41 protein-coding genes are annotated in these 25,197 nt (G+C 36.2%); 11 read left to right on the top strand and 30 right to left on the bottom strand.

Translation table 11 applies throughout. The features are described from left to right. Positions 1–10: 10 nt before the first annotated feature. The 5 genes from ACRWQL_RS01120 to ACRWQL_RS01100 all read right to left on the bottom strand — a co-directional run bounded on the left by ACRWQL_RS01120 (position 11) and on the right by ACRWQL_RS01100 (position 2,317). Positions 11–220, bottom strand: a complete 210-nt coding sequence (locus ACRWQL_RS01120; protein ID WP_434951825.1) for a hypothetical protein — start codon at positions 218–220, stop codon at positions 11–13. Between the two features lie 36 nt (positions 221–256). Next, the gene (locus ACRWQL_RS01115) at positions 257–499 is read right to left on the bottom strand and encodes a hypothetical protein (RefSeq protein ID WP_434951823.1); all 243 of its coding nucleotides are present in this window, start codon (positions 497–499) and stop codon (positions 257–259) included. A 93-nt stretch (positions 500–592) separates the two neighbouring features. Then, positions 593–955 (bottom strand): hypothetical protein, encoded by a 363-nt coding sequence (locus tag ACRWQL_RS01110; protein ID WP_434951822.1) that lies wholly within the window; start codon positions 953–955, stop codon positions 593–595. A gap of 2 nt (positions 956–957) precedes the next feature. After that, complete coding sequence (locus tag ACRWQL_RS01105) at positions 958–2,118, bottom strand: replication initiation factor domain-containing protein (protein WP_434951820.1); 1,161 nt, start codon at positions 2,116–2,118, stop codon at positions 958–960. Continuing rightward, positions 2,105–2,317, bottom strand: coding sequence for a hypothetical protein (locus ACRWQL_RS01100; RefSeq protein ID WP_434951818.1), 213 nt, complete (start codon positions 2,315–2,317; stop codon positions 2,105–2,107). The genes ACRWQL_RS01105 and ACRWQL_RS01100 overlap by 14 nt, the downstream gene beginning before the upstream one ends. A 135-nt stretch (positions 2,318–2,452) precedes the next feature. On the opposite strand from ACRWQL_RS01100, the gene ACRWQL_RS01095 reads away from it, so the two are divergent. The 3 genes from ACRWQL_RS01095 (at position 2,453) to ACRWQL_RS01085 (ending at position 3,783) form a co-directional block, all read left to right on the top strand. Then, positions 2,453–2,626 carry a hypothetical protein gene (locus ACRWQL_RS01095; RefSeq protein WP_434951816.1) on the top strand — a complete coding sequence of 58 codons (174 nt, stop codon included), beginning with the start codon at positions 2,453–2,455 and terminating at the stop codon, positions 2,624–2,626. 700 nt (positions 2,627–3,326) lie between these two features. After that, positions 3,327–3,563: a hypothetical protein gene (locus ACRWQL_RS01090; RefSeq protein WP_434951832.1), complete on the top strand. Its 237-nt coding sequence runs from the start codon at positions 3,327–3,329 to the stop codon at positions 3,561–3,563. Between the two features lie 7 nt (positions 3,564–3,570). Continuing rightward, complete coding sequence (locus ACRWQL_RS01085; protein ID WP_434951815.1) at positions 3,571–3,783, top strand: hypothetical protein; 213 nt, start codon at positions 3,571–3,573, stop codon at positions 3,781–3,783. 132 nt (positions 3,784–3,915) lie between these two features. On the opposite strand, the gene ACRWQL_RS01080 is transcribed toward ACRWQL_RS01085, so the two are convergent. From ACRWQL_RS01080 to ACRWQL_RS01040, 9 genes are all read right to left on the bottom strand, one after another. Beyond that, positions 3,916–5,238 carry a zonular occludens toxin domain-containing protein gene (locus ACRWQL_RS01080; RefSeq protein ID WP_434951830.1) on the bottom strand — a complete coding sequence of 441 codons (1,323 nt, stop codon included), beginning with the start codon at positions 5,236–5,238 and terminating at the stop codon, positions 3,916–3,918. Continuing rightward, positions 5,238–5,633 carry a DUF2523 family protein gene (locus ACRWQL_RS01075; protein WP_434951829.1) on the bottom strand — a complete coding sequence of 132 codons (396 nt, stop codon included), beginning with the start codon at positions 5,631–5,633 and terminating at the stop codon, positions 5,238–5,240. The genes ACRWQL_RS01080 and ACRWQL_RS01075 overlap by 1 nt, the downstream gene beginning before the upstream one ends. Further along, positions 5,630–7,036 carry a hypothetical protein gene (locus ACRWQL_RS01070; RefSeq protein ID WP_434951827.1) on the bottom strand — a complete coding sequence of 469 codons (1,407 nt, stop codon included), beginning with the start codon at positions 7,034–7,036 and terminating at the stop codon, positions 5,630–5,632. The genes ACRWQL_RS01075 and ACRWQL_RS01070 overlap by 4 nt, the downstream gene beginning before the upstream one ends. Before the next feature lie 99 nt (positions 7,037–7,135). Further along, positions 7,136–7,345, bottom strand: a complete 210-nt coding sequence (locus tag ACRWQL_RS01065; RefSeq protein WP_434951825.1) for a hypothetical protein — start codon at positions 7,343–7,345, stop codon at positions 7,136–7,138. Between the two features lie 36 nt (positions 7,346–7,381). Further along, the gene (locus ACRWQL_RS01060; RefSeq protein ID WP_434951823.1) at positions 7,382–7,624 is read right to left on the bottom strand and encodes a hypothetical protein; all 243 of its coding nucleotides are present in this window, start codon (positions 7,622–7,624) and stop codon (positions 7,382–7,384) included. A gap of 93 nt (positions 7,625–7,717) precedes the next feature. Further along, the gene (locus ACRWQL_RS01055; RefSeq protein WP_434951822.1) at positions 7,718–8,080 is read right to left on the bottom strand and encodes a hypothetical protein; all 363 of its coding nucleotides are present in this window, start codon (positions 8,078–8,080) and stop codon (positions 7,718–7,720) included. 2 nt (positions 8,081–8,082) lie between these two features. Then, a complete protein-coding gene (locus ACRWQL_RS01050) occupies positions 8,083–8,682 on the bottom strand; it encodes a replication initiation factor domain-containing protein (RefSeq protein WP_434951836.1) in 600 nt (199 codons plus the stop codon). Next, a complete protein-coding gene (locus ACRWQL_RS01045) occupies positions 8,664–9,242 on the bottom strand; it encodes a hypothetical protein (protein WP_434951834.1) in 579 nt (192 codons plus the stop codon). The genes ACRWQL_RS01050 and ACRWQL_RS01045 overlap by 19 nt, the downstream gene beginning before the upstream one ends. Next, positions 9,229–9,441, bottom strand: a complete 213-nt coding sequence (locus ACRWQL_RS01040) for a hypothetical protein (protein WP_434951818.1) — start codon at positions 9,439–9,441, stop codon at positions 9,229–9,231. The genes ACRWQL_RS01045 and ACRWQL_RS01040 overlap by 14 nt, the downstream gene beginning before the upstream one ends. A 135-nt stretch (positions 9,442–9,576) precedes the next feature. Here ACRWQL_RS01040 and ACRWQL_RS01035 point away from each other — a divergent pair, with 135 nt between their 5' ends. The 3 genes from ACRWQL_RS01035 to ACRWQL_RS01025 all read left to right on the top strand — a co-directional run bounded on the left by ACRWQL_RS01035 (position 9,577) and on the right by ACRWQL_RS01025 (position 10,907). Beyond that, on the top strand, positions 9,577–9,750 hold the full coding sequence (locus tag ACRWQL_RS01035) for a hypothetical protein (RefSeq protein WP_434951816.1): 174 nt from the start codon (positions 9,577–9,579) through the stop codon (positions 9,748–9,750). 700 nt (positions 9,751–10,450) lie between these two features. After that, a complete protein-coding gene (locus ACRWQL_RS01030; protein WP_434951832.1) occupies positions 10,451–10,687 on the top strand; it encodes a hypothetical protein in 237 nt (78 codons plus the stop codon). Positions 10,688–10,694: 7 nt separating this feature from the next. Continuing rightward, positions 10,695–10,907 carry a hypothetical protein gene (locus ACRWQL_RS01025; RefSeq protein WP_434951815.1) on the top strand — a complete coding sequence of 71 codons (213 nt, stop codon included), beginning with the start codon at positions 10,695–10,697 and terminating at the stop codon, positions 10,905–10,907. A 132-nt stretch (positions 10,908–11,039) separates the two neighbouring features. Here the strand turns inward: ACRWQL_RS01025 and ACRWQL_RS01020 are convergent, their stop codons facing one another. The 8 genes from ACRWQL_RS01020 to ACRWQL_RS00985 all read right to left on the bottom strand — a co-directional run bounded on the left by ACRWQL_RS01020 (position 11,040) and on the right by ACRWQL_RS00985 (position 16,566). Next, positions 11,040–12,362 (bottom strand): zonular occludens toxin domain-containing protein, encoded by a 1,323-nt coding sequence (locus ACRWQL_RS01020; RefSeq protein WP_434951830.1) that lies wholly within the window; start codon positions 12,360–12,362, stop codon positions 11,040–11,042. Next, complete coding sequence (locus ACRWQL_RS01015; protein WP_434951829.1) at positions 12,362–12,757, bottom strand: DUF2523 family protein; 396 nt, start codon at positions 12,755–12,757, stop codon at positions 12,362–12,364. Before ACRWQL_RS01015 ends, ACRWQL_RS01020 begins: the two co-directional genes overlap by 1 nt. Next, positions 12,754–14,160 carry a hypothetical protein gene (locus ACRWQL_RS01010; protein WP_434951827.1) on the bottom strand — a complete coding sequence of 469 codons (1,407 nt, stop codon included), beginning with the start codon at positions 14,158–14,160 and terminating at the stop codon, positions 12,754–12,756. The genes ACRWQL_RS01015 and ACRWQL_RS01010 overlap by 4 nt, the downstream gene beginning before the upstream one ends. A 99-nt stretch (positions 14,161–14,259) precedes the next feature. Continuing rightward, positions 14,260–14,469, bottom strand: coding sequence for a hypothetical protein (locus ACRWQL_RS01005; protein ID WP_434951825.1), 210 nt, complete (start codon positions 14,467–14,469; stop codon positions 14,260–14,262). Positions 14,470–14,505: 36 nt separating this feature from the next. Then, positions 14,506–14,748 (bottom strand): hypothetical protein, encoded by a 243-nt coding sequence (locus tag ACRWQL_RS01000; protein WP_434951823.1) that lies wholly within the window; start codon positions 14,746–14,748, stop codon positions 14,506–14,508. A gap of 93 nt (positions 14,749–14,841) precedes the next feature. After that, on the bottom strand, positions 14,842–15,204 hold the full coding sequence (locus ACRWQL_RS00995) for a hypothetical protein (RefSeq protein WP_434951822.1): 363 nt from the start codon (positions 15,202–15,204) through the stop codon (positions 14,842–14,844). Positions 15,205–15,206: 2 nt separating this feature from the next. Next, on the bottom strand, positions 15,207–16,367 hold the full coding sequence (locus ACRWQL_RS00990; protein ID WP_434951820.1) for a replication initiation factor domain-containing protein: 1,161 nt from the start codon (positions 16,365–16,367) through the stop codon (positions 15,207–15,209). Beyond that, positions 16,354–16,566, bottom strand: coding sequence for a hypothetical protein (locus ACRWQL_RS00985; RefSeq protein WP_434951818.1), 213 nt, complete (start codon positions 16,564–16,566; stop codon positions 16,354–16,356). The genes ACRWQL_RS00990 and ACRWQL_RS00985 overlap by 14 nt, the downstream gene beginning before the upstream one ends. Before the next feature lie 135 nt (positions 16,567–16,701). On the opposite strand from ACRWQL_RS00985, the gene ACRWQL_RS00980 reads away from it, so the two are divergent. The 3 genes from ACRWQL_RS00980 (at position 16,702) to ACRWQL_RS00970 (ending at position 18,032) form a co-directional block, all read left to right on the top strand. Then, the gene (locus tag ACRWQL_RS00980; RefSeq protein ID WP_434951816.1) at positions 16,702–16,875 is read left to right on the top strand and encodes a hypothetical protein; all 174 of its coding nucleotides are present in this window, start codon (positions 16,702–16,704) and stop codon (positions 16,873–16,875) included. 700 nt (positions 16,876–17,575) lie between these two features. Continuing rightward, positions 17,576–17,812 (top strand): hypothetical protein, encoded by a 237-nt coding sequence (locus ACRWQL_RS00975; RefSeq protein ID WP_434951832.1) that lies wholly within the window; start codon positions 17,576–17,578, stop codon positions 17,810–17,812. A 7-nt stretch (positions 17,813–17,819) separates the two neighbouring features. Further along, positions 17,820–18,032 (top strand): hypothetical protein, encoded by a 213-nt coding sequence (locus ACRWQL_RS00970; RefSeq protein ID WP_434951815.1) that lies wholly within the window; start codon positions 17,820–17,822, stop codon positions 18,030–18,032. A gap of 132 nt (positions 18,033–18,164) precedes the next feature. Here the strand turns inward: ACRWQL_RS00970 and ACRWQL_RS00965 are convergent, their stop codons facing one another. From ACRWQL_RS00965 to ACRWQL_RS00930, 8 genes are all read right to left on the bottom strand, one after another. Continuing rightward, positions 18,165–19,487, bottom strand: coding sequence for a zonular occludens toxin domain-containing protein (locus tag ACRWQL_RS00965; protein WP_434951830.1), 1,323 nt, complete (start codon positions 19,485–19,487; stop codon positions 18,165–18,167). Beyond that, positions 19,487–19,882, bottom strand: a complete 396-nt coding sequence (locus ACRWQL_RS00960; RefSeq protein WP_434951829.1) for a DUF2523 family protein — start codon at positions 19,880–19,882, stop codon at positions 19,487–19,489. Before ACRWQL_RS00960 ends, ACRWQL_RS00965 begins: the two co-directional genes overlap by 1 nt. Continuing rightward, on the bottom strand, positions 19,879–21,285 hold the full coding sequence (locus ACRWQL_RS00955) for a hypothetical protein (RefSeq protein ID WP_434951827.1): 1,407 nt from the start codon (positions 21,283–21,285) through the stop codon (positions 19,879–19,881). The genes ACRWQL_RS00960 and ACRWQL_RS00955 overlap by 4 nt, the downstream gene beginning before the upstream one ends. A gap of 99 nt (positions 21,286–21,384) precedes the next feature. Beyond that, positions 21,385–21,594, bottom strand: a complete 210-nt coding sequence (locus tag ACRWQL_RS00950; RefSeq protein ID WP_434951825.1) for a hypothetical protein — start codon at positions 21,592–21,594, stop codon at positions 21,385–21,387. A 36-nt stretch (positions 21,595–21,630) separates the two neighbouring features. Then, positions 21,631–21,873, bottom strand: coding sequence for a hypothetical protein (locus tag ACRWQL_RS00945; protein WP_434951823.1), 243 nt, complete (start codon positions 21,871–21,873; stop codon positions 21,631–21,633). A gap of 93 nt (positions 21,874–21,966) precedes the next feature. Continuing rightward, positions 21,967–22,329, bottom strand: coding sequence for a hypothetical protein (locus ACRWQL_RS00940; protein WP_434951822.1), 363 nt, complete (start codon positions 22,327–22,329; stop codon positions 21,967–21,969). Between the two features lie 2 nt (positions 22,330–22,331). After that, positions 22,332–23,492, bottom strand: a complete 1,161-nt coding sequence (locus ACRWQL_RS00935; RefSeq protein WP_434951820.1) for a replication initiation factor domain-containing protein — start codon at positions 23,490–23,492, stop codon at positions 22,332–22,334. Beyond that, entirely contained in the window at positions 23,479–23,691 is a 213-nt protein-coding gene (locus ACRWQL_RS00930; RefSeq protein WP_434951818.1) for a hypothetical protein, read from the bottom strand. The genes ACRWQL_RS00935 and ACRWQL_RS00930 overlap by 14 nt, the downstream gene beginning before the upstream one ends. Before the next feature lie 135 nt (positions 23,692–23,826). Here ACRWQL_RS00930 and ACRWQL_RS00925 point away from each other — a divergent pair, with 135 nt between their 5' ends. Then, on the top strand, positions 23,827–24,000 hold the full coding sequence (locus ACRWQL_RS00925; protein WP_434951816.1) for a hypothetical protein: 174 nt from the start codon (positions 23,827–23,829) through the stop codon (positions 23,998–24,000). A 943-nt stretch (positions 24,001–24,943) separates the two neighbouring features. Next, the gene (locus tag ACRWQL_RS00920) at positions 24,944–25,156 is read left to right on the top strand and encodes a hypothetical protein (RefSeq protein WP_434951815.1); all 213 of its coding nucleotides are present in this window, start codon (positions 24,944–24,946) and stop codon (positions 25,154–25,156) included. Positions 25,157–25,197: the final 41 nt, after the last annotated feature.

Here is a 25,197-nt window from a genome sequence, read left to right as displayed (position 1 = left end):
TGATAACCAATTACTTAAACCAGCCGAGTAAGCGGCCAACACCGAAACCGATTGCCGCAAGTGTTACAACACCTAAAATAACAGCAGTTTGGTTACCAGAAGCTTCAGTAACAGCAGAGCCGACAGCAGCAGTATAATCAGCAGCGAAAGCAGTTGAAGAAGCTGCGATAGTAGTACCAACAGCGGCCATTTTTAACATTAATTTTTGTGCATTAGACATAGTATGTCCCTTAATAAGTGAGTTATAAAAAAGTTTTTATGAGTGTTTACCCATCGTTCTTACCATTCTGCCCAGCGCATGACCTGCGAAAAACGTTAAGCAAAATGCACCTGATAATTGACCTGCAAGACCAACATCAAATTCAAAATACGTTTGTATTAATGGCAATAAGCTATCAATAGCAAACGCTTCATATTCGCTTTGGGTCATTACAACAAAGTCACAGACATTTGATTGAATCAATCGGCCTGTAGTATCGACTTCAAAACAACTTGGCATCGAATTTCCTTCGTTTTAACAACCTAAAACGTATAAATAAAAGCACCACTAAACTAATAAGAGATATGTAAAACAGTGCCGTATAAAACATTATTAGCTACCCGCAGACAAAGTGCCCTTAGGCTTATTATCTAGAGGAACATTCATATCAAGTGGAGTATGGCCAAAGACTTCAACCAAGATAGTACTGGTCATATCTTCAGGGTCTATATCAATTTCAGCACTAATAAAACATGGATATTCATACTGGCTTAATTGACGAACTAAAGAAATATCAGCTTTTAAACACTTATCATCATCAATGGTAAAACCTTTTGATTCACTGCGACCTTTTTCAGTTTCCCAATTGCGAACAGGTGACAAATTGAAAAGGCTAGCAAACTCGTAAGATTTACCGCTTGATTTACCAACGCCCTTGGCAGATTGAAAGCCAGTGACAAAGAATGTTTTTTTCATAATTAAAACCTTATAAGTTCAGAGTAATAAGAAGGCGCAGACAATTTGCCGCCGTGTTTGGGGTCATTACCGACCAATGCAATTAGAGTTTCTTCAGCAGATAAACCCCAATCTTCAACCAAATCATATATTGCACGACCACACATTTTCCGAAGCCATTCGGTCTTAGCCTCGAGCGTGAGCATTGCCGTTTTTTTAGCTTTAAAAAGTAAATCAGTAGAGTATTTATCACTTAAATTCATGCTTTGACTAAACACGCACAAACCAGCGAAGCATTCAGCTGGTGACGTTAATACATCAATAGAAACGTCTTTTAATTCAACTTCAGAGCGATACCAAACCTGACCTTTTAAGCCTTGTTCGGCAGCTTTGTTATAAATACGCCAGTATGTCAGGCTTTGACGGCTACCAATTCGGACAATTTCACCGGTAACTTGATCACCGTCATAATCTTTTTCAATCTTAATTTTTTTAGGATTACAACCGCCTTTAAATCGTTTAAAAGCTTCATCTTTGTAAGCTTTAATTGCATATTCACAATCAAAATTACCGTCAAAATCGTCAAAAAATAAATCACAACGTTTCAAATGAGTAACGCCCATAAACTTAAGCCAGTGGTGAAGCCTATGACCATTTGTATGACTAAATAAATGTTTGCAACCAGTGCCAGATATTTGAAAGTAAACAGTATCGTTATTGCCACCGAACGCGACAAAACCAATAACTTTTTTTCTTTTTGCGTCTAATATTTCTTTAGAGTGAGTATAGAAAAAACGACCATAAGAACGGGTTGAGCCAAGGCGTAAACCTAAGACGCGAATAACGAACTCTTCTACTCTCAATTGTTCAGTTTCTTTGACATGCTCATGAAAAAGATCTAAACCGTCTTGAGTATCAGGATATGTTGAATAATCGGGAAGTTTTGCCCAAGCAGAACAATCAAGGCGTTGAAAAGAACGGAACGGAACGGAAAAAGCTAAATGGTCAAAACCTACTTGGCCAAGACGTTCAGCAAATGAAATCGACTTATCTCTAAAACAAGGCAATAAAGGCGTTTTTTCACGCTTAAAAACAATATCGTTATTATTGACTGGTCTAGACTGGCAAACATTGCCGAATCTATCAGTTAACCAGAAACGACTTAATAAATTAGTTGCCTGCATGTAAGGCCTCCAATTCACTATATTTTTCATCTGAAAGGCTGTCGATATCAACTAATGAGTAGTCATCACCAAAATCATGTACTAGATCCATTTTTAAATGGCTCATCGATTTAGCCCAAAATTCACCCCAACAAAGAGACAGAGTAAAAATGCCCTGTCCTTCGCTAGTTAAATCTTTAAAGTAAATTGTGGCTAACATCGATAAAAGTCCTTTTTAAAACTTAATCTAACAATCTAAGAATTTATAATATAGGCGAAATCTAAGTTATAAGAATCTTATTGTCAAGAATTATAAGAAATTAGTTTATGATTAAAATAGGAATGAGGAGGACTAATGCCAACAAAACACATAAATGACGCCGTATGGCGAAAAGTGGAACAAATGACCGTAAAAGCGGTTATTGAAACAAGAGAGCCAATAAAAGACACAGACGTTTTAAACTGGCTAATAGAAAGAGGGCTAAAGGGAATAGAAAAAGAGGATTTTAGAGATCTAAAAAAAGAGTAAGGCCGTCTGTAAGAGTATTCGATTCAGCAAGAAAAAAACCAAGCCTAAAGCTAGTAGAGTCCGACCGCAAGCATAAGAAGCCTATGCAATTGTAGAGTTAACCCCCGTAAGACAAGACGGGGGTTTTTACATCAAAAAAATAAAATCAAAAGAATAGACCAAAGCATGGTTTTGCCTTCGGCCGTCAAAAGTCTGTTTGATTGCAATAAGTGATCGCTTAAAAGAATGTCTATAGGGCGTGGAATTATTGAGTTTTTATAAACTTCAAATTTACGCATCAACCAAAGAGTAAAAACGCCATCATTGTTATAGAGCGTTTCGCTCCGCTTACATCAAACCTTCGGTTTAATAAAAAGATAGCAAAAAAGCAAATAAAACCTATATTTTGCTATCATTTACTTGCTTTATTCTGCCAATTTGCTATCATTAACACATAGAAAGAACATTAATTGATAGCAAAGGCGGAAAAAATGGAAAACTTAAACATAGTAAAAACTGAAAACTCAAAAAATTGCGTATGGTGGTCTTGTTATGCAAATGCAAAATACGAGTTTTACTGGGAAATAAACACAGATTCGATTTTAGTAACAAAAAAACGTTCAAACGGTTTAGTAGTAGAATTCAAATTATACCCAGACAAAAAAATCAACGCAGCAAGCGTAAGAACATGTATTAACAAATTTTTAAAGGAGATTTAATAATGGCAACTTTCACAATCAGAGCAGACGAAAAACAAGAAAAAGCACTTGATTCATTTATGGAAAAAAGCAACTTTGCAGCGAAAACCAAAGCTGTACTTTGGTTAATTGAAAACGCTGAAAGACTTGTTAAAAATGATGAAATTTTGTGTGAATTAGTCAAGGCAGAAAGAGAAAAAAATAAGGCTATTGAGAAGTTAAAGAATGTTAAAAGCCCGAATCTAAACGAGTACTTTTGATAGCAATATGTTTGTTCCAGGGAAAGATTATGATATCAAAAACAAAACACCGGTAACAATTTTTGATAGCAATATGTTTGTTCCTGGGAAAGATTATGATATCAAAAACAAAACACCGGTAACAATTTTTGATAGCAATATGTTTGTTCCTGGGAAAGATTATGATATCAATTCGCACAATGCAGATTATGCAAAAGAGCCACCGCTTTTAAAATTTTAAGCGATGGCTTTTATACATAATCTGTGACCACATTGTGCGCATTTTTTATTAAATGAAGAATAGAGTAAATAAATATTATCGCTTTGCCTCGTAACGCTGGCTTGCTCAGACTTCGCCGCCAAGCGTTACTCATCAAAGCAATGAAATACTTGGTTTATCTATAGTTTTATAATCATTACTGACAACTTTTGAAGGTTCACATATTGCAGGTATCACAGTTGTTGAAGTTTTAAGTAAAACTAAACAATCAGCTTTATATTCAATTTCAAAACCCATCGCTATTAAATCATCACTATTCACTGAAAATTGACCTTTTTCAGTTTCTAAGTTAAAGAAAAAATCACGTCCTAAAACGAATCTATTTTTATTGTATTTGGTTAAGACACCAGACACATAAACGTTAAAAGCCGAAAAAGGCAAGCCTAGACTATCAGCATAACTGTACACGCTTTTACCAGTTTCAGAAGTAATATCAGCACGATTAGACGTATCAAGAACTTTAACATCATCCCTAGAAATGGCTTTAGATACTTGCTCGTAAGCAATCGGAACAGGGTCATCATCTTGAAACTTACTATTGATAAACCATGCCCAATAACAAATAGAAAAGAATGTAACAATAAGCGCACCGATAACAACAGGGTCTTGTAACGGGGTTCGTCCTTCGTTTGCTTCATTAAATGCACCTGTAGCGGTTGATTTATAAAATTGATGAACTTCAATCGGTACTTTTCTGTGAAAGTAAGTATCGTTTTTTCCGACTGTAGTACCTGTTTTTTTAGGGTGATGCGGAAGTATACGAGGCCTGCGCTTGTAATAAGGTATTACACGACCTACATCATCACAGGAGCGGTGACCATAAGCCTTTTGAGCAGAGCCACGAATAAGACTATGCACTTCGGCTATATCAGGCGTACAAACGATAATATCCCATTGATATTTTCTGTGACGCAGAAAAGCATCTGACATTGAATTCGGATAAATGATTAGACCATTTTCATCAAATAAAGCTTTGCCTAAATCGTCAGTATCACCAGCCTCTAAAGTATCAGGCTTAATTATTGATAACCGAGCATAATATTCATCAATATAAGATTGTGGTAGATGTTCAAATTCATCAGGCTTATGAGCTTTTAATAATTCAGCTTTAAAAGTTTTATCTGTGGGATAAACGCCCTGCACTTCATCTATTAACAATAATGCACCGATTGGCATCCAGTTATAGAAGTTTCTTAATAAAAAAATGCCCTCTTCATTTTGTGATGAAACACGCCACAATTTAGCGGAATCAGGAAACTTTTCACCTAATTCAGTTTCAATGACATCAAGCGGTTTCATACCTTCGATATTAGTTATAACCAAACGGCCAAGGCGTAAAGCTGGAAGTATTGAGTACCAAATTGCGGTTGATGTTTTATATGAACCAGGTTCACCGTGAAATATTGAAATAGCCATTAAATCATCCGAAAAACAATTTTAGTAACATAGGCATTTAAGATCACATTAATAGCGTCAACAATGCGGCATTCAATGGCAAAGGTACGTAATGAAGGAGGCAGCGAATTAAAAGCGGCACCAATAGCCTCAGCAACAGATAAATCTTGCAATATTAGCTGTGCAACATCCCAAGCAAAACGCAAACTAGCAAGGTAAGCATAAGCCTGTAAAAGCATGTAATATTCAACAAACCAAGCCGTGAATCTTGTTACAAAGTCCGGTATCCCTTCGGTAAAGAAATACTCAACAAGACCGAAAAAATCAGTAACAGAATTAGCAAAACCTTCTATACCGTCAGCAGCAAAAGCGCTCGATGATAAGAGTAAACAAAATATAAATATTAAAATTTTCATTCAAAAATAATCCTTGCAGCCATCAAAAACGCTAAAAACATAATGACAGCGCCTATAATCCCAGAATTAGCGCTTAACATATCCCAAAAACCGACATCAAACGTCCCCATTGATAAAACAAGTGAAATAGGTTGATAACCGCCACCAGAGGCATTTTTAACACTAAACAAATCACCAAAACCATTGCGCATCTCTGCAATAAACTGAGAAGCCTCTTCTCTTTTAGATTCAACTTGGGTCTTTAATTCGTCTATATCAGATTGATCAAGCAAATCACAAAATGAGCCTAAATCAGCACAAGAGTATGAACTTGAACCAACAGTAAAATCTAACTTATCATTTAACTTTTTAAGTTCATCAACGACAGGTTTTAAATCAATAGAAGCACCACCACCGCCACCAGTGCCGGAGTCGCCACCGTCAGGAGGGCAATTATCACCTGTGCATGGTTTTGGGTTGTCAACACATGAAGCATGCTCAGGGTTAGCAGTACAAAATTCAGGAGTTGCTTCAACAGGTTTTTTAGGGTCATTACATTCATCACCTGTGCAGGCATGAAAACATAAAAAATCGTTACCTACATAACCGCATTGTTCATCACAGATACCCTGAGACGAGCATTTGTTTTCAGCGGTATCTGTACAGACTTTTAAACCATCATTAACAGCAGCGCATTCATCAGGCGCGACAGGCTTGATAATATCTTCGGGGTCATATTCAGGTGCTTTATTATCAGAATCACCAAAACATGATTGCTCTAAATTGACATGATAAGCACTACCAAATGAGCCTTTAGAATAAGCACAAGATGCGCCAGTAGCGGAATCAGTCTTACAAACTGTTTGAGCAGTATTAGTTAAAGCCGGAAGCATAGAGCCAAGCTGAGATTGGCAATTAGAAGCGTTATCAAGCTCTTGTGGGTTAAAACATTTATCTATTTTCCCGTCATTATTAGAGTCATGACCATATATATAAGATAAGTTTTCATCGGGGGGACAACTAGCAGATTGATCAACTGGGATTGGGTCGGGATAAAAACGTCCAGAGGGAAGGCTTTGAACAATAGTGCTCCCGTCCCAGCTAACAACTTCATTTCTACAGTTGATTATATTGTAATCATAATCGTAAACACCTAACGAGCACGATTTAATCCCAGTGTTAGATTTATATTTATCAAAAACTATGCCAGTACAATATTCAGAAGCTGAAGAAGAACCAGCAGATAAAGAATAGTCAGGTGTGAAAAATGGAGCTTGACCATTAGCATTAGCTGAACATTTATATTTTACTGAAGCTTCTATTTTTGGAGGTAAATAAGTTGAATTATCATAAATACTAGCCTGAACGGTAGAAATGAAAAAGGCTATTACTAACCCTAAAGAAATTAATAATAGCCTATTCATTTTAATGCTTGTTCCTTTTTAACTTACTCTAACGCCAGTGCTAAACCCCTCAACGAAAAAGTAAAATAAGGAGCAAGCAAAAAAAATTGTGATAACCAATTACTTAAACCAGCCGAGTAAGCGGCCAACACCGAAACCGATTGCCGCAAGTGTTACAACACCTAAAATAACAGCAGTTTGGTTACCAGAAGCTTCAGTAACAGCAGAGCCGACAGCAGCAGTATAATCAGCAGCGAAAGCAGTTGAAGAAGCTGCGATAGTAGTACCAACAGCGGCCATTTTTAACATTAATTTTTGTGCATTAGACATAGTATGTCCCTTAATAAGTGAGTTATAAAAAAGTTTTTATGAGTGTTTACCCATCGTTCTTACCATTCTGCCCAGCGCATGACCTGCGAAAAACGTTAAGCAAAATGCACCTGATAATTGACCTGCAAGACCAACATCAAATTCAAAATACGTTTGTATTAATGGCAATAAGCTATCAATAGCAAACGCTTCATATTCGCTTTGGGTCATTACAACAAAGTCACAGACATTTGATTGAATCAATCGGCCTGTAGTATCGACTTCAAAACAACTTGGCATCGAATTTCCTTCGTTTTAACAACCTAAAACGTATAAATAAAAGCACCACTAAACTAATAAGAGATATGTAAAACAGTGCCGTATAAAACATTATTAGCTACCCGCAGACAAAGTGCCCTTAGGCTTATTATCTAGAGGAACATTCATATCAAGTGGAGTATGGCCAAAGACTTCAACCAAGATAGTACTGGTCATATCTTCAGGGTCTATATCAATTTCAGCACTAATAAAACATGGATATTCATACTGGCTTAATTGACGAACTAAAGAAATATCAGCTTTTAAACACTTATCATCATCAATGGTAAAACCTTTTGATTCACTGCGACCTTTTTCAGTTTCCCAATTGCGAACAGGTGACAAATTGAAAAGGCTAGCAAACTCGTAAGATTTACCGCTTGATTTACCAACGCCCTTGGCAGATTGAAAGCCAGTGACAAAGAATGTTTTTTTCATAATTAAAACCTTATAAGTTCAGAGTAATAAGAAGGCGCAGACAATTTGCCGCCGTGTTTGGGGTCATTACCGACCAATGCAATTAGAGTTTCTTCAGCAGATAAACCCCAATCTTCAACCAAATCATATATTGCACGACCACACATTTTCCGAAGCCATTCGGTCTTAGCCTCGAGCGTGAGCATTGCCGTTTTTTTAGCTTTAAAAAGTAAATCAGTAGAGTATTTATCACTTAAATTCATGCTTTGACTAAACACGCACAAACCAGCGAAGCATTCAGCTGGTGACGTTAATACATCAATAGAAACGTCTTTTAATTCAACTTCAGAGCGATACCAAACCTGACCTTTTAAGCCTTGTTCGGCAGCTTTGTTATAAATACGCCAGTATGTCAGGCTTTGACGGCTACCAATTCGGACAATTTCACCGGTAACTTGATCACCGTCATAATCTTTTTCAATCTTAATTTTTTTAGGATTACAACCGCCTTTAAATCGTTTAAAAGCTTCATCTTTGTAAGCTTTAATTGCATATTCACAATCAAAATTACCGTCAAAATCGTCAAAAAATAAATCACAACGTTTCAAATGAGTAACGCCCATAAACTTAAGCCAGTGGTGAAGCCTATGACCATTTGTATGACTAAATAAATGTTTGCAACCAGTGCCAGATATTTGAAAGTAAACAGTATCGTTATTGCCACCGAACGCGACAAAACCAATAACTTTTTTCTTTTTGCGTCTAATATTTCTTTAGAGTGAGTATAGAAAAAACGACCATAAGAACGGGTTGAGCCAAGGCGTAAACCTAAGACGCGAATAACGAACTCTTCTACTCTCAATTGTTCAGTTTCTTTGACATGCTCATGAAAAAGATCTAAACCGTCTTGAGTATCAGGATATGTTGAATAATCGGGAAGTTTTGCCCAAGCAGAACAATCAAGGCGTTGAAAAGAACGGAACGGAACGGAAAAAGCTAAATGGTCAAAACCTACTTGGCCAAGACGTTCAGCAAATGAAATCGACTTATCTCTAAAACAAGGCAATAAAGGCGTTTTTTCACGCTTAAAAACAATATCGTTATTATTGACTGGTCTAGACTGGCAAACATTGCCGAATCTATCAGTTAACCAGAAACGACTTAATAAATTAGTTGCCTGCATGTAAGGCCTCCAATTCACTATATTTTTCATCTGAAAGGCTGTCGATATCAACTAATGAGTAGTCATCACCAAAATCATGTACTAGATCCATTTTTAAATGGCTCATCGATTTAGCCCAAAATTCACCCCAACAAAGAGACAGAGTAAAAATGCCCTGTCCTTCGCTAGTTAAATCTTTAAAGTAAATTGTGGCTAACATCGATAAAAGTCCTTTTTAAAACTTAATCTAACAATCTAAGAATTTATAATATAGGCGAAATCTAAGTTATAAGAATCTTATTGTCAAGAATTATAAGAAATTAGTTTATGATTAAAATAGGAATGAGGAGGACTAATGCCAACAAAACACATAAATGACGCCGTATGGCGAAAAGTGGAACAAATGACCGTAAAAGCGGTTATTGAAACAAGAGAGCCAATAAAAGACACAGACGTTTTAAACTGGCTAATAGAAAGAGGGCTAAAGGGAATAGAAAAAGAGGATTTTAGAGATCTAAAAAAAGAGTAAGGCCGTCTGTAAGAGTATTCGATTCAGCAAGAAAAAAACCAAGCCTAAAGCTAGTAGAGTCCGACCGCAAGCATAAGAAGCCTATGCAATTGTAGAGTTAACCCCCGTAAGACAAGACGGGGGTTTTTACATCAAAAAAATAAAATCAAAAGAATAGACCAAAGCATGGTTTTGCCTTCGGCCGTCAAAAGTCTGTTTGATTGCAATAAGTGATCGCTTAAAAGAATGTCTATAGGGCGTGGAATTATTGAGTTTTTATAAACTTCAAATTTACGCATCAACCAAAGAGTAAAAACGCCATCATTGTTATAGAGCGTTTCGCTCCGCTTACATCAAACCTTCGGTTTAATAAAAAGATAGCAAAAAAGCAAATAAAACCTATATTTTGCTATCATTTACTTGCTTTATTCTGCCAATTTGCTATCATTAACACATAGAAAGAACATTAATTGATAGCAAAGGCGGAAAAAATGGAAAACTTAAACATAGTAAAAACTGAAAACTCAAAAAATTGCGTATGGTGGTCTTGTTATGCAAATGCAAAATACGAGTTTTACTGGGAAATAAACACAGATTCGATTTTAGTAACAAAAAAACGTTCAAACGGTTTAGTAGTAGAATTCAAATTATACCCAGACAAAAAAATCAACGCAGCAAGCGTAAGAACATGTATTAACAAATTTTTAAAGGAGATTTAATAATGGCAACTTTCACAATCAGAGCAGACGAAAAACAAGAAAAAGCACTTGATTCATTTATGGAAAAAAGCAACTTTGCAGCGAAAACCAAAGCTGTACTTTGGTTAATTGAAAACGCTGAAAGACTTGTTAAAAATGATGAAATTTTGTGTGAATTAGTCAAGGCAGAAAGAGAAAAAAATAAGGCTATTGAGAAGTTAAAGAATGTTAAAAGCCCGAATCTAAACGAGTACTTTTGATAGCAATATGTTTGTTCCAGGGAAAGATTATGATATCAAAAACAAAACACCGGTAACAATTTTTGATAGCAATATGTTTGTTCCTGGGAAAGATTATGATATCAAAAACAAAACACCGGTAACAATTTTTGATAGCAATATGTTTGTTCCTGGGAAAGATTATGATATCAATTCGCACAATGCAGATTATGCAAAAGAGCCACCGCTTTTAAAATTTTAAGCGATGGCTTTTATACATAATCTGTGACCACATTGTGCGCATTTTTTATTAAATGAAGAATAGAGTAAATAAATATTATCGCTTTGCCTCGTAACGCTGGCTTGCTCAGACTTCGCCGCCAAGCGTTACTCATCAAAGCAATGAAATACTTGGTTTATCTATAGTTTTATAATCATTACTGACAACTTTTGAAGGTTCACATATTGCAGGTATCACAGTTGTTGAAGTTTTAAGTAAAACTAAACAATCAGCTTTATATTCAATTTCAAAACCCATCGCTATTAAATCATCACTATTCACTGAAAATTGACCTTTTTCAGTTTCTAAGTTAAAGAAAAAATCACGTCCTAAAACGAATCTATTTTTATTGTATTTGGTTAAGACACCAGACACATAAACGTTAAAAGCCGAAAAAGGCAAGCCTAGACTATCAGCATAACTGTACACGCTTTTACCAGTTTCAGAAGTAATATCAGCACGATTAGACGTATCAAGAACTTTAACATCATCCCTAGAAATGGCTTTAGATACTTGCTCGTAAGCAATCGGAACAGGGTCATCATCTTGAAACTTACTATTGATAAACCATGCCCAATAACAAATAGAAAAGAATGTAACAATAAGCGCACCGATAACAACAGGGTCTTGTAACGGGGTTCGTCCTTCGTTTGCTTCATTAAATGCACCTGTAGCGGTTGATTTATAAAATTGATGAACTTCAATCGGTACTTTTCTGTGAAAGTAAGTATCGTTTTTTCCGACTGTAGTACCTGTTTTTTTAGGGTGATGCGGAAGTATACGAGGCCTGCGCTTGTAATAAGGTATTACACGACCTACATCATCACAGGAGCGGTGACCATAAGCCTTTTGAGCAGAGCCACGAATAAGACTATGCACTTCGGCTATATCAGGCGTACAAACGATAATATCCCATTGATATTTTCTGTGACGCAGAAAAGCATCTGACATTGAATTCGGATAAATGATTAGACCATTTTCATCAAATAAAGCTTTGCCTAAATCGTCAGTATCACCAGCCTCTAAAGTATCAGGCTTAATTATTGATAACCGAGCATAATATTCATCAATATAAGATTGTGGTAGATGTTCAAATTCATCAGGCTTATGAGCTTTTAATAATTCAGCTTTAAAAGTTTTATCTGTGGGATAAACGCCCTGCACTTCATCTATTAACAATAATGCACCGATTGGCATCCAGTTATAGAAGTTTCTTAATAAAAAAATGCCCTCTTCATTTTGTGATGAAACACGCCACAATTTAGCGGAATCAGGAAACTTTTCACCTAATTCAGTTTCAATGACATCAAGCGGTTTCATACCTTCGATATTAGTTATAACCAAACGGCCAAGGCGTAAAGCTGGAAGTATTGAGTACCAAATTGCGGTTGATGTTTTATATGAACCAGGTTCACCGTGAAATATTGAAATAGCCATTAAATCATCCGAAAAACAATTTTAGTAACATAGGCATTTAAGATCACATTAATAGCGTCAACAATGCGGCATTCAATGGCAAAGGTACGTAATGAAGGAGGCAGCGAATTAAAAGCGGCACCAATAGCCTCAGCAACAGATAAATCTTGCAATATTAGCTGTGCAACATCCCAAGCAAAACGCAAACTAGCAAGGTAAGCATAAGCCTGTAAAAGCATGTAATATTCAACAAACCAAGCCGTGAATCTTGTTACAAAGTCCGGTATCCCTTCGGTAAAGAAATACTCAACAAGACCGAAAAAATCAGTAACAGAATTAGCAAAACCTTCTATACCGTCAGCAGCAAAAGCGCTCGATGATAAGAGTAAACAAAATATAAATATTAAAATTTTCATTCAAAAATAATCCTTGCAGCCATCAAAAACGCTAAAAACATAATGACAGCGCCTATAATCCCAGAATTAGCGCTTAACATATCCCAAAAACCGACATCAAACGTCCCCATTGATAAAACAAGTGAAATAGGTTGATAACCGCCACCAGAGGCATTTTTAACACTAAACAAATCACCAAAACCATTGCGCATCTCTGCAATAAACTGAGAAGCCTCTTCTCTTTTAGATTCAACTTGGGTCTTTAATTCGTCTATATCAGATTGATCAAGCAAATCACAAAATGAGCCTAAATCAGCACAAGAGTATGAACTTGAACCAACAGTAAAATCTAACTTATCATTTAACTTTTTAAGTTCATCAACGACAGGTTTTAAATCAATAGAAGCACCACCACCGCCACCAGTGCCGGAGTCGCCACCGTCAGGAGGGCAATTATCACCTGTGCATGGTTTTGGGTTGTCAACACATGAAGCATGCTCAGGGTTAGCAGTACAAAATTCAGGAGTTGCTTCAACAGGTTTTTTAGGGTCATTACATTCATCACCTGTGCAGGCATGAAAACATAAAAAATCGTTACCTACATAACCGCATTGTTCATCACAGATACCCTGAGACGAGCATTTGTTTTCAGCGGTATCTGTACAGACTTTTAAACCATCATTAACAGCAGCGCATTCATCAGGCGCGACAGGCTTGATAATATCTTCGGGGTCATATTCAGGTGCTTTATTATCAGAATCACCAAAACATGATTGCTCTAAATTGACATGATAAGCACTACCAAATGAGCCTTTAGAATAAGCACAAGATGCGCCAGTAGCGGAATCAGTCTTACAAACTGTTTGAGCAGTATTAGTTAAAGCCGGAAGCATAGAGCCAAGCTGAGATTGGCAATTAGAAGCGTTATCAAGCTCTTGTGGGTTAAAACATTTATCTATTTTCCCGTCATTATTAGAGTCATGACCATATATATAAGATAAGTTTTCATCGGGGGGACAACTAGCAGATTGATCAACTGGGATTGGGTCGGGATAAAAACGTCCAGAGGGAAGGCTTTGAACAATAGTGCTCCCGTCCCAGCTAACAACTTCATTTCTACAGTTGATTATATTGTAATCATAATCGTAAACACCTAACGAGCACGATTTAATCCCAGTGTTAGATTTATATTTATCAAAAACTATGCCAGTACAATATTCAGAAGCTGAAGAAGAACCAGCAGATAAAGAATAGTCAGGTGTGAAAAATGGAGCTTGACCATTAGCATTAGCTGAACATTTATATTTTACTGAAGCTTCTATTTTTGGAGGTAAATAAGTTGAATTATCATAAATACTAGCCTGAACGGTAGAAATGAAAAAGGCTATTACTAACCCTAAAGAAATTAATAATAGCCTATTCATTTTAATGCTTGTTCCTTTTTAACTTACTCTAACGCCAGTGCTAAACCCCTCAACGAAAAAGTAAAATAAGGAGCAAGCAAAAAAAATTGTGATAACCAATTACTTAAACCAGCCGAGTAAGCGGCCAACACCGAAACCGATTGCCGCAAGTGTTACAACACCTAAAATAACAGCAGTTTGGTTACCAGAAGCTTCAGTAACAGCAGAGCCGACAGCAGCAGTATAATCAGCAGCGAAAGCAGTTGAAGAAGCTGCGATAGTAGTACCAACAGCGGCCATTTTTAACATTAATTTTTGTGCATTAGACATAGTATGTCCCTTAATAAGTGAGTTATAAAAAAGTTTTTATGAGTGTTTACCCATCGTTCTTACCATTCTGCCCAGCGCATGACCTGCGAAAAACGTTAAGCAAAATGCACCTGATAATTGACCTGCAAGACCAACATCAAATTCAAAATACGTTTGTATTAATGGCAATAAGCTATCAATAGCAAACGCTTCATATTCGCTTTGGGTCATTACAACAAAGTCACAGACATTTGATTGAATCAATCGGCCTGTAGTATCGACTTCAAAACAACTTGGCATCGAATTTCCTTCGTTTTAACAACCTAAAACGTATAAATAAAAGCACCACTAAACTAATAAGAGATATGTAAAACAGTGCCGTATAAAACATTATTAGCTACCCGCAGACAAAGTGCCCTTAGGCTTATTATCTAGAGGAACATTCATATCAAGTGGAGTATGGCCAAAGACTTCAACCAAGATAGTACTGGTCATATCTTCAGGGTCTATATCAATTTCAGCACTAATAAAACATGGATATTCATACTGGCTTAATTGACGAACTAAAGAAATATCAGCTTTTAAACACTTATCATCATCAATGGTAAAACCTTTTGATTCACTGCGACCTTTTTCAGTTTCCCAATTGCGAACAGGTGACAAATTGAAAAGGCTAGCAAACTCGTAAGATTTACCGCTTGATTTACCAACGCCCTTGGCAGATTGAAAGCCAGTGACAAAGAATGTTTTTTTCATAATTAAAACCTTATAAGTTCAGAGTAATAAGAAGGCGCAGACAATTTGCCGCCGTGTTTGGGGTCATTACCGACCAATGCAATTAGAGTTTCTTCAGCAGATAAACCCCAATCTTCAACCAAATCATATATTGCACGACCACACATTTTCCGAAGCCATTCGGTCTTAGCCTCGAGCGTGAGCATTGCCGTTTTTTTAGCTTTAAAAAGTAAATCAGTAGAGTATTTATCACTTAAATTCATGCTTTGACTAAACACGCACAAACCAGCGAAGCATTCAGCTGGTGACGTTAATACATCAATAGAAACGTCTTTTAATTCAACTTCAGAGCGATACCAAACCTGACCTTTTAAGCCTTGTTCGGCAGCTTTGTTATAAATACGCCAGTATGTCAGGCTTTGACGGCTACCAATTCGGACAATTTCACCGGTAACTTGATCACCGTCATAATCTTTTTCAATCTTAATTTTTTTAGGATTACAACCGCCTTTAAATCGTTTAAAAGCTTCATCTTTGTAAGCTTTAATTGCATATTCACAATCAAAATTACCGTCAAAATCGTCAAAAAATAAATCACAACGTTTCAAATGAGTAACGCCCATAAACTTAAGCCAGTGGTGAAGCCTATGACCATTTGTATGACTAAATAAATGTTTGCAACCAGTGCCAGATATTTGAAAGTAAACAGTATCGTTATTGCCACCGAACGCGACAAAACCAATAACTTTTTTTCTTTTTGCGTCTAATATTTCTTTAGAGTGAGTATAGAAAAAACGACCATAAGAACGGGTTGAGCCAAGGCGTAAACCTAAGACGCGAATAACGAACTCTTCTACTCTCAATTGTTCAGTTTCTTTGACATGCTCATGAAAAAGATCTAAACCGTCTTGAGTATCAGGATATGTTGAATAATCGGGAAGTTTTGCCCAAGCAGAACAATCAAGGCGTTGAAAAGAACGGAACGGAACGGAAAAAGCTAAATGGTCAAAACCTACTTGGCCAAGACGTTCAGCAAATGAAATCGACTTATCTCTAAAACAAGGCAATAAAGGCGTTTTTTCACGCTTAAAAACAATATCGTTATTATTGACTGGTCTAGACTGGCAAACATTGCCGAATCTATCAGTTAACCAGAAACGACTTAATAAATTAGTTGCCTGCATGTAAGGCCTCCAATTCACTATATTTTTCATCTGAAAGGCTGTCGATATCAACTAATGAGTAGTCATCACCAAAATCATGTACTAGATCCATTTTTAAATGGCTCATCGATTTAGCCCAAAATTCACCCCAACAAAGAGACAGAGTAAAAATGCCCTGTCCTTCGCTAGTTAAATCTTTAAAGTAAATTGTGGCTAACATCGATAAAAGTCCTTTTTAAAACTTAATCTAACAATCTAAGAATTTATAATATAGGCGAAATCTAAGTTATAAGAATCTTATTGTCAAGAATTATAAGAAATTAGTTTATGATTAAAATAGGAATGAGGAGGACTAATGCCAACAAAACACATAAATGACGCCGTATGGCGAAAAGTGGAACAAATGACCGTAAAAGCGGTTATTGAAACAAGAGAGCCAATAAAAGACACAGACGTTTTAAACTGGCTAATAGAAAGAGGGCTAAAGGGAATAGAAAAAGAGGATTTTAGAGATCTAAAAAAAGAGTAAGGCCGTCTGTAAGAGTATTCGATTCAGCAAGAAAAAAACCAAGCCTAAAGCTAGTAGAGTCCGACCGCAAGCATAAGAAGCCTATGCAATTGTAGAGTTAACCCCCGTAAGACAAGACGGGGGTTTTTACATCAAAAAAATAAAATCAAAAGAATAGACCAAAGCATGGTTTTGCCTTCGGCCGTCAAAAGTCTGTTTGATTGCAATAAGTGATCGCTTAAAAGAATGTCTATAGGGCGTGGAATTATTGAGTTTTTATAAACTTCAAATTTACGCATCAACCAAAGAGTAAAAACGCCATCATTGTTATAGAGCGTTTCGCTCCGCTTACATCAAACCTTCGGTTTAATAAAAAGATAGCAAAAAAGCAAATAAAACCTATATTTTGCTATCATTTACTTGCTTTATTCTGCCAATTTGCTATCATTAACACATAGAAAGAACATTAATTGATAGCAAAGGCGGAAAAAATGGAAAACTTAAACATAGTAAAAACTGAAAACTCAAAAAATTGCGTATGGTGGTCTTGTTATGCAAATGCAAAATACGAGTTTTACTGGGAAATAAACACAGATTCGATTTTAGTAACAAAAAAACGTTCAAACGGTTTAGTAGTAGAATTCAAATTATACCCAGACAAAAAAATCAACGCAGCAAGCGTAAGAACATGTATTAACAAATTTTTAAAGGAGATTTAATAATGGCAACTTTCACAATCAGAGCAGACGAAAAACAAGAAAAAGCACTTGATTCATTTATGGAAAAAAGCAACTTTGCAGCGAAAACCAAAGCTGTACTTTGGTTAATTGAAAACGCTGAAAGACTTGTTAAAAATGATGAAATTTTGTGTGAATTAGTCAAGGCAGAAAGAGAAAAAAATAAGGCTATTGAGAAGTTAAAGAATGTTAAAAGCCCGAATCTAAACGAGTACTTTTGATAGCAATATGTTTGTTCCAGGGAAAGATTATGATATCAAAAACAAAACACCGGTAACAATTTTTGATAGCAATATGTTTGTTCCTGGGAAAGATTATGATATCAAAAACAAAACACCGGTAACAATTTTTGATAGCAATATGTTTGTTCCTGGGAAAGATTATGATATCAATTCGCACAATGCAGATTATGCAAAAGAGCCACCGCTTTTAAAATTTTAAGCGATGGCTTTTATACATAATCTGTGACCACATTGTGCGCATTTTTTATTAAATGAAGAATAGAGTAAATAAATATTATCGCTTTGCCTCGTAACGCTGGCTTGCTCAGACTTCGCCGCCAAGCGTTACTCATCAAAGCAATGAAATACTTGGTTTATCTATAGTTTTATAATCATTACTGACAACTTTTGAAGGTTCACATATTGCAGGTATCACAGTTGTTGAAGTTTTAAGTAAAACTAAACAATCAGCTTTATATTCAATTTCAAAACCCATCGCTATTAAATCATCACTATTCACTGAAAATTGACCTTTTTCAGTTTCTAAGTTAAAGAAAAAATCACGTCCTAAAACGAATCTATTTTTATTGTATTTGGTTAAGACACCAGACACATAAACGTTAAAAGCCGAAAAAGGCAAGCCTAGACTATCAGCATAACTGTACACGCTTTTACCAGTTTCAGAAGTAATATCAGCACGATTAGACGTATCAAGAACTTTAACATCATCCCTAGAAATGGCTTTAGATACTTGCTCGTAAGCAATCGGAACAGGGTCATCATCTTGAAACTTACTATTGATAAACCATGCCCAATAACAAATAGAAAAGAATGTAACAATAAGCGCACCGATAACAACAGGGTCTTGTAACGGGGTTCGTCCTTCGTTTGCTTCATTAAATGCACCTGTAGCGGTTGATTTATAAAATTGATGAACTTCAATCGGTACTTTTCTGTGAAAGTAAGTATCGTTTTTTCCGACTGTAGTACCTGTTTTTTTAGGGTGATGCGGAAGTATACGAGGCCTGCGCTTGTAATAAGGTATTACACGACCTACATCATCACAGGAGCGGTGACCATAAGCCTTTTGAGCAGAGCCACGAATAAGACTATGCACTTCGGCTATATCAGGCGTACAAACGATAATATCCCATTGATATTTTCTGTGACGCAGAAAAGCATCTGACATTGAATTCGGATAAATGATTAGACCATTTTCATCAAATAAAGCTTTGCCTAAATCGTCAGTATCACCAGCCTCTAAAGTATCAGGCTTAATTATTGATAACCGAGCATAATATTCATCAATATAAGATTGTGGTAGATGTTCAAATTCATCAGGCTTATGAGCTTTTAATAATTCAGCTTTAAAAGTTTTATCTGTGGGATAAACGCCCTGCACTTCATCTATTAACAATAATGCACCGATTGGCATCCAGTTATAGAAGTTTCTTAATAAAAAAATGCCCTCTTCATTTTGTGATGAAACACGCCACAATTTAGCGGAATCAGGAAACTTTTCACCTAATTCAGTTTCAATGACATCAAGCGGTTTCATACCTTCGATATTAGTTATAACCAAACGGCCAAGGCGTAAAGCTGGAAGTATTGAGTACCAAATTGCGGTTGATGTTTTATATGAACCAGGTTCACCGTGAAATATTGAAATAGCCATTAAATCATCCGAAAAACAATTTTAGTAACATAGGCATTTAAGATCACATTAATAGCGTCAACAATGCGGCATTCAATGGCAAAGGTACGTAATGAAGGAGGCAGCGAATTAAAAGCGGCACCAATAGCCTCAGCAACAGATAAATCTTGCAATATTAGCTGTGCAACATCCCAAGCAAAACGCAAACTAGCAAGGTAAGCATAAGCCTGTAAAAGCATGTAATATTCAACAAACCAAGCCGTGAATCTTGTTACAAAGTCCGGTATCCCTTCGGTAAAGAAATACTCAACAAGACCGAAAAAATCAGTAACAGAATTAGCAAAACCTTCTATACCGTCAGCAGCAAAAGCGCTCGATGATAAGAGTAAACAAAATATAAATATTAAAATTTTCATTCAAAAATAATCCTTGCAGCCATCAAAAACGCTAAAAACATAATGACAGCGCCTATAATCCCAGAATTAGCGCTTAACATATCCCAAAAACCGACATCAAACGTCCCCATTGATAAAACAAGTGAAATAGGTTGATAACCGCCACCAGAGGCATTTTTAACACTAAACAAATCACCAAAACCATTGCGCATCTCTGCAATAAACTGAGAAGCCTCTTCTCTTTTAGATTCAACTTGGGTCTTTAATTCGTCTATATCAGATTGATCAAGCAAATCACAAAATGAGCCTAAATCAGCACAAGAGTATGAACTTGAACCAACAGTAAAATCTAACTTATCATTTAACTTTTTAAGTTCATCAACGACAGGTTTTAAATCAATAGAAGCACCACCACCGCCACCAGTGCCGGAGTCGCCACCGTCAGGAGGGCAATTATCACCTGTGCATGGTTTTGGGTTGTCAACACATGAAGCATGCTCAGGGTTAGCAGTACAAAATTCAGGAGTTGCTTCAACAGGTTTTTTAGGGTCATTACATTCATCACCTGTGCAGGCATGAAAACATAAAAAATCGTTACCTACATAACCGCATTGTTCATCACAGATACCCTGAGACGAGCATTTGTTTTCAGCGGTATCTGTACAGACTTTTAAACCATCATTAACAGCAGCGCATTCATCAGGCGCGACAGGCTTGATAATATCTTCGGGGTCATATTCAGGTGCTTTATTATCAGAATCACCAAAACATGATTGCTCTAAATTGACATGATAAGCACTACCAAATGAGCCTTTAGAATAAGCACAAGATGCGCCAGTAGCGGAATCAGTCTTACAAACTGTTTGAGCAGTATTAGTTAAAGCCGGAAGCATAGAGCCAAGCTGAGATTGGCAATTAGAAGCGTTATCAAGCTCTTGTGGGTTAAAACATTTATCTATTTTCCCGTCATTATTAGAGTCATGACCATATATATAAGATAAGTTTTCATCGGGGGGACAACTAGCAGATTGATCAACTGGGATTGGGTCGGGATAAAAACGTCCAGAGGGAAGGCTTTGAACAATAGTGCTCCCGTCCCAGCTAACAACTTCATTTCTACAGTTGATTATATTGTAATCATAATCGTAAACACCTAACGAGCACGATTTAATCCCAGTGTTAGATTTATATTTATCAAAAACTATGCCAGTACAATATTCAGAAGCTGAAGAAGAACCAGCAGATAAAGAATAGTCAGGTGTGAAAAATGGAGCTTGACCATTAGCATTAGCTGAACATTTATATTTTACTGAAGCTTCTATTTTTGGAGGTAAATAAGTTGAATTATCATAAATACTAGCCTGAACGGTAGAAATGAAAAAGGCTATTACTAACCCTAAAGAAATTAATAATAGCCTATTCATTTTAATGCTTGTTCCTTTTTAACTTACTCTAACGCCAGTGCTAAACCCCTCAACGAAAAAGTAAAATAAGGAGCAAGCAAAAAAAATTGTGATAACCAATTACTTAAACCAGCCGAGTAAGCGGCCAACACCGAAACCGATTGCCGCAAGTGTTACAACACCTAAAATAACAGCAGTTTGGTTACCAGAAGCTTCAGTAACAGCAGAGCCGACAGCAGCAGTATAATCAGCAGCGAAAGCAGTTGAAGAAGCTGCGATAGTAGTACCAACAGCGGCCATTTTTAACATTAATTTTTGTGCATTAGACATAGTATGTCCCTTAATAAGTGAGTTATAAAAAAGTTTTTATGAGTGTTTACCCATCGTTCTTACCATTCTGCCCAGCGCATGACCTGCGAAAAACGTTAAGCAAAATGCACCTGATAATTGACCTGCAAGACCAACATCAAATTCAAAATACGTTTGTATTAATGGCAATAAGCTATCAATAGCAAACGCTTCATATTCGCTTTGGGTCATTACAACAAAGTCACAGACATTTGATTGAATCAATCGGCCTGTAGTATCGACTTCAAAACAACTTGGCATCGAATTTCCTTCGTTTTAACAACCTAAAACGTATAAATAAAAGCACCACTAAACTAATAAGAGATATGTAAAACAGTGCCGTATAAAACATTATTAGCTACCCGCAGACAAAGTGCCCTTAGGCTTATTATCTAGAGGAACATTCATATCAAGTGGAGTATGGCCAAAGACTTCAACCAAGATAGTACTGGTCATATCTTCAGGGTCTATATCAATTTCAGCACTAATAAAACATGGATATTCATACTGGCTTAATTGACGAACTAAAGAAATATCAGCTTTTAAACACTTATCATCATCAATGGTAAAACCTTTTGATTCACTGCGACCTTTTTCAGTTTCCCAATTGCGAACAGGTGACAAATTGAAAAGGCTAGCAAACTCGTAAGATTTACCGCTTGATTTACCAACGCCCTTGGCAGATTGAAAGCCAGTGACAAAGAATGTTTTTTTCATAATTAAAACCTTATAAGTTCAGAGTAATAAGAAGGCGCAGACAATTTGCCGCCGTGTTTGGGGTCATTACCGACCAATGCAATTAGAGTTTCTTCAGCAGATAAACCCCAATCTTCAACCAAATCATATATTGCACGACCACACATTTTCCGAAGCCATTCGGTCTTAGCCTCGAGCGTGAGCATTGCCGTTTTTTTAGCTTTAAAAAGTAAATCAGTAGAGTATTTATCACTTAAATTCATGCTTTGACTAAACACGCACAAACCAGCGAAGCATTCAGCTGGTGACGTTAATACATCAATAGAAACGTCTTTTAATTCAACTTCAGAGCGATACCAAACCTGACCTTTTAAGCCTTGTTCGGCAGCTTTGTTATAAATACGCCAGTATGTCAGGCTTTGACGGCTACCAATTCGGACAATTTCACCGGTAACTTGATCACCGTCATAATCTTTTTCAATCTTAATTTTTTTAGGATTACAACCGCCTTTAAATCGTTTAAAAGCTTCATCTTTGTAAGCTTTAATTGCATATTCACAATCAAAATTACCGTCAAAATCGTCAAAAAATAAATCACAACGTTTCAAATGAGTAACGCCCATAAACTTAAGCCAGTGGTGAAGCCTATGACCATTTGTATGACTAAATAAATGTTTGCAACCAGTGCCAGATATTTGAAAGTAAACAGTATCGTTATTGCCACCGAACGCGACAAAACCAATAACTTTTTTTCTTTTTGCGTCTAATATTTCTTTAGAGTGAGTATAGAAAAAACGACCATAAGAACGGGTTGAGCCAAGGCGTAAACCTAAGACGCGAATAACGAACTCTTCTACTCTCAATTGTTCAGTTTCTTTGACATGCTCATGAAAAAGATCTAAACCGTCTTGAGTATCAGGATATGTTGAATAATCGGGAAGTTTTGCCCAAGCAGAACAATCAAGGCGTTGAAAAGAACGGAACGGAACGGAAAAAGCTAAATGGTCAAAACCTACTTGGCCAAGACGTTCAGCAAATGAAATCGACTTATCTCTAAAACAAGGCAATAAAGGCGTTTTTTCACGCTTAAAAACAATATCGTTATTATTGACTGGTCTAGACTGGCAAACATTGCCGAATCTATCAGTTAACCAGAAACGACTTAATAAATTAGTTGCCTGCATGTAAGGCCTCCAATTCACTATATTTTTCATCTGAAAGGCTGTCGATATCAACTAATGAGTAGTCATCACCAAAATCATGTACTAGATCCATTTTTAAATGGCTCATCGATTTAGCCCAAAATTCACCCCAACAAAGAGACAGAGTAAAAATGCCCTGTCCTTCGCTAGTTAAATCTTTAAAGTAAATTGTGGCTAACATCGATAAAAGTCCTTTTTAAAACTTAATCTAACAATCTAAGAATTTATAATATAGGCGAAATCTAAGTTATAAGAATCTTATTGTCAAGAATTATAAGAAATTAGTTTATGATTAAAATAGGAATGAGGAGGACTAATGCCAACAAAACACATAAATGACGCCGTATGGCGAAAAGTGGAACAAATGACCGTAAAAGCGGTTATTGAAACAAGAGAGCCAATAAAAGACACAGACGTTTTAAACTGGCTAATAGAAAGAGGGCTAAAGGGAATAGAAAAAGAGGATTTTAGAGATCTAAAAAAAGAGTAAGGCCGTCTGTAAGAGTATTCGATTCAGCAAGAAAAAAACCAAGCCTAAAGCTAGTAGAGTCCGACCGCAAGCATAAGAAGCCTATGCAATTGTAGAGTTAACCCCCGTAAGACAAGACGGGGGTTTTTACATCAAAAAAATAAAATCAAAAGAATAGACCAAAGCATGGTTTTGCCTTCGGCCGTCAAAAGTCTGTTTGATTGCAATAAGTGATCGCTTAAAAGAATGTCTATAGGGCGTGGAATTATTGAGTTTTTATAAACTTCAAATTTACGCATCAACCAAAGAGTAAAAACGCCATCATTGTTATAGAGCGTTTCGCTCCGCTTACATCAAACCTTCGGTTTAATAAAAAGATAGCAAAAAAGCAAATAAAACCTATATTTTGCTATCATTTACTTGCTTTATTCTGCCAATTTGCTATCATTAACACATAGAAAGAACATTAATTGATAGCAAAGGCGGAAAAAATGGAAAACTTAAACATAGTAAAAACTGAAAACTCAAAAAATTGCGTATGGTGGTCTTGTTATGCAAATGCAAAATACGAGTTTTACTGGGAAATAAACACAGATTCGATTTTAGTAACAAAAAAACGTTCAAACGGTTTAGTAGTAGAATTCAAATTATACCCAGACAAAAAAATCAACGCAGCAAGCGTAAGAACATGTATTAACAAATTTTTAAAGGAGATTTAATAATGGCAACTTTCACAATCAGAGCAGACGAAAAACAAGAAAAAGCACTTGATTCATTTATGGAAAAAGCAACTTTGCAGCGAAAACCAAAGCTGTACTTTGGTTAATTGAAAACGCTGAAAGACTTGTTAAAAATGATGAAATTTTGTGTGAATTAGTCAAGGCAGAAAGAGAAAAAAATAAGGCTATTGAGAAGTTAAAGAATGTTAAAAGCCCGAATCTAAACGAGTACTTTTGATAGCAATATGTTTGTTCCAGGGAAAGATTATGATATCAAAAACAAAACACCGGTAACAATTTTTGATAGCAATATGTTTGTTCCTGGGAAAGATTATGATATCAAAAACAAAACACCGGTAACAATTTTTGATAGCAATATGTTTGTTCCTGGGAAAGATTATGATATCAATTCGCACAATGCAGATTATGCAAAAGAGCCACCGCTTTTAAAATTTTAAGCGATGGCTTTTATACATAATCTGTGACCACATTGTGCGCA

The organism is Shewanella sp. HL-SH4, assembly GCF_051164845.1.
GTDB classification, from domain to species: Bacteria; Pseudomonadota; Gammaproteobacteria; order Enterobacterales; family Shewanellaceae; genus Shewanella; species Shewanella glacialimarina.
Note: the sequence above shows the minus strand (reverse complement) of the source record. Positions and strands in the feature narration are given on the sequence as shown.

Excerpts from the sequence above, each read along its gene's own strand:
- ACRWQL_RS01030 (WP_434951832.1), top strand. The coding sequence starts at position 10,451 with ATGGCAACTTTCACAATCAGAGCAGACGAAAAACAAGAAAAAGCACTT.
- ACRWQL_RS00940 (WP_434951822.1), bottom strand. The coding sequence starts at position 22,329 with ATGAAAAAAACATTCTTTGTCACTGGCTTTCAATCTGCCAAGGGCGTT.
- ACRWQL_RS01090 (WP_434951832.1), top strand. The coding sequence starts at position 3,327 with ATGGCAACTTTCACAATCAGAGCAGACGAAAAACAAGAAAAAGCACTT.
- ACRWQL_RS01075 (WP_434951829.1), bottom strand. The coding sequence starts at position 5,633 with ATGAAAATTTTAATATTTATATTTTGTTTACTCTTATCATCGAGCGCT.
- ACRWQL_RS00960 (WP_434951829.1), bottom strand. The coding sequence starts at position 19,882 with ATGAAAATTTTAATATTTATATTTTGTTTACTCTTATCATCGAGCGCT.
- ACRWQL_RS00990 (WP_434951820.1), bottom strand. The coding sequence starts at position 16,367 with ATGCAGGCAACTAATTTATTAAGTCGTTTCTGGTTAACTGATAGATTC.
- ACRWQL_RS01045 (WP_434951834.1), bottom strand. The coding sequence starts at position 9,242 with ATGCAGGCAACTAATTTATTAAGTCGTTTCTGGTTAACTGATAGATTC.
- ACRWQL_RS00975 (WP_434951832.1), top strand. The coding sequence starts at position 17,576 with ATGGCAACTTTCACAATCAGAGCAGACGAAAAACAAGAAAAAGCACTT.
- ACRWQL_RS01000 (WP_434951823.1), bottom strand. The coding sequence starts at position 14,748 with ATGCCAAGTTGTTTTGAAGTCGATACTACAGGCCGATTGATTCAATCA.
- ACRWQL_RS01015 (WP_434951829.1), bottom strand. The coding sequence starts at position 12,757 with ATGAAAATTTTAATATTTATATTTTGTTTACTCTTATCATCGAGCGCT.
- ACRWQL_RS00950 (WP_434951825.1), bottom strand. The coding sequence starts at position 21,594 with ATGTCTAATGCACAAAAATTAATGTTAAAAATGGCCGCTGTTGGTACT.
- ACRWQL_RS01065 (WP_434951825.1), bottom strand. The coding sequence starts at position 7,345 with ATGTCTAATGCACAAAAATTAATGTTAAAAATGGCCGCTGTTGGTACT.
- ACRWQL_RS01080 (WP_434951830.1), bottom strand. The coding sequence starts at position 5,238 with ATGGCTATTTCAATATTTCACGGTGAACCTGGTTCATATAAAACATCA.
- ACRWQL_RS01025 (WP_434951815.1), top strand. The coding sequence starts at position 10,695 with ATGTTTGTTCCAGGGAAAGATTATGATATCAAAAACAAAACACCGGTA.
- ACRWQL_RS00995 (WP_434951822.1), bottom strand. The coding sequence starts at position 15,204 with ATGAAAAAAACATTCTTTGTCACTGGCTTTCAATCTGCCAAGGGCGTT.
- ACRWQL_RS01060 (WP_434951823.1), bottom strand. The coding sequence starts at position 7,624 with ATGCCAAGTTGTTTTGAAGTCGATACTACAGGCCGATTGATTCAATCA.
- ACRWQL_RS00955 (WP_434951827.1), bottom strand. The coding sequence starts at position 21,285 with ATGAATAGGCTATTATTAATTTCTTTAGGGTTAGTAATAGCCTTTTTC.
- ACRWQL_RS00920 (WP_434951815.1), top strand. The coding sequence starts at position 24,944 with ATGTTTGTTCCAGGGAAAGATTATGATATCAAAAACAAAACACCGGTA.
- ACRWQL_RS01070 (WP_434951827.1), bottom strand. The coding sequence starts at position 7,036 with ATGAATAGGCTATTATTAATTTCTTTAGGGTTAGTAATAGCCTTTTTC.
- ACRWQL_RS00945 (WP_434951823.1), bottom strand. The coding sequence starts at position 21,873 with ATGCCAAGTTGTTTTGAAGTCGATACTACAGGCCGATTGATTCAATCA.
- ACRWQL_RS01020 (WP_434951830.1), bottom strand. The coding sequence starts at position 12,362 with ATGGCTATTTCAATATTTCACGGTGAACCTGGTTCATATAAAACATCA.
- ACRWQL_RS01035 (WP_434951816.1), top strand. The coding sequence starts at position 9,577 with ATGCCAACAAAACACATAAATGACGCCGTATGGCGAAAAGTGGAACAA.
- ACRWQL_RS00985 (WP_434951818.1), bottom strand. The coding sequence starts at position 16,566 with ATGTTAGCCACAATTTACTTTAAAGATTTAACTAGCGAAGGACAGGGC.
- ACRWQL_RS00935 (WP_434951820.1), bottom strand. The coding sequence starts at position 23,492 with ATGCAGGCAACTAATTTATTAAGTCGTTTCTGGTTAACTGATAGATTC.
- ACRWQL_RS01120 (WP_434951825.1), bottom strand. The coding sequence starts at position 220 with ATGTCTAATGCACAAAAATTAATGTTAAAAATGGCCGCTGTTGGTACT.
- ACRWQL_RS01105 (WP_434951820.1), bottom strand. The coding sequence starts at position 2,118 with ATGCAGGCAACTAATTTATTAAGTCGTTTCTGGTTAACTGATAGATTC.
- ACRWQL_RS01005 (WP_434951825.1), bottom strand. The coding sequence starts at position 14,469 with ATGTCTAATGCACAAAAATTAATGTTAAAAATGGCCGCTGTTGGTACT.
- ACRWQL_RS01110 (WP_434951822.1), bottom strand. The coding sequence starts at position 955 with ATGAAAAAAACATTCTTTGTCACTGGCTTTCAATCTGCCAAGGGCGTT.
- ACRWQL_RS00925 (WP_434951816.1), top strand. The coding sequence starts at position 23,827 with ATGCCAACAAAACACATAAATGACGCCGTATGGCGAAAAGTGGAACAA.
- ACRWQL_RS01055 (WP_434951822.1), bottom strand. The coding sequence starts at position 8,080 with ATGAAAAAAACATTCTTTGTCACTGGCTTTCAATCTGCCAAGGGCGTT.
- ACRWQL_RS01115 (WP_434951823.1), bottom strand. The coding sequence starts at position 499 with ATGCCAAGTTGTTTTGAAGTCGATACTACAGGCCGATTGATTCAATCA.
- ACRWQL_RS00980 (WP_434951816.1), top strand. The coding sequence starts at position 16,702 with ATGCCAACAAAACACATAAATGACGCCGTATGGCGAAAAGTGGAACAA.
- ACRWQL_RS01040 (WP_434951818.1), bottom strand. The coding sequence starts at position 9,441 with ATGTTAGCCACAATTTACTTTAAAGATTTAACTAGCGAAGGACAGGGC.
- ACRWQL_RS01095 (WP_434951816.1), top strand. The coding sequence starts at position 2,453 with ATGCCAACAAAACACATAAATGACGCCGTATGGCGAAAAGTGGAACAA.
- ACRWQL_RS01100 (WP_434951818.1), bottom strand. The coding sequence starts at position 2,317 with ATGTTAGCCACAATTTACTTTAAAGATTTAACTAGCGAAGGACAGGGC.
- ACRWQL_RS00965 (WP_434951830.1), bottom strand. The coding sequence starts at position 19,487 with ATGGCTATTTCAATATTTCACGGTGAACCTGGTTCATATAAAACATCA.
- ACRWQL_RS00970 (WP_434951815.1), top strand. The coding sequence starts at position 17,820 with ATGTTTGTTCCAGGGAAAGATTATGATATCAAAAACAAAACACCGGTA.
- ACRWQL_RS01085 (WP_434951815.1), top strand. The coding sequence starts at position 3,571 with ATGTTTGTTCCAGGGAAAGATTATGATATCAAAAACAAAACACCGGTA.
- ACRWQL_RS01010 (WP_434951827.1), bottom strand. The coding sequence starts at position 14,160 with ATGAATAGGCTATTATTAATTTCTTTAGGGTTAGTAATAGCCTTTTTC.
- ACRWQL_RS00930 (WP_434951818.1), bottom strand. The coding sequence starts at position 23,691 with ATGTTAGCCACAATTTACTTTAAAGATTTAACTAGCGAAGGACAGGGC.
- ACRWQL_RS01050 (WP_434951836.1), bottom strand. The coding sequence starts at position 8,682 with ATGGGCGTTACTCATTTGAAACGTTGTGATTTATTTTTTGACGATTTT.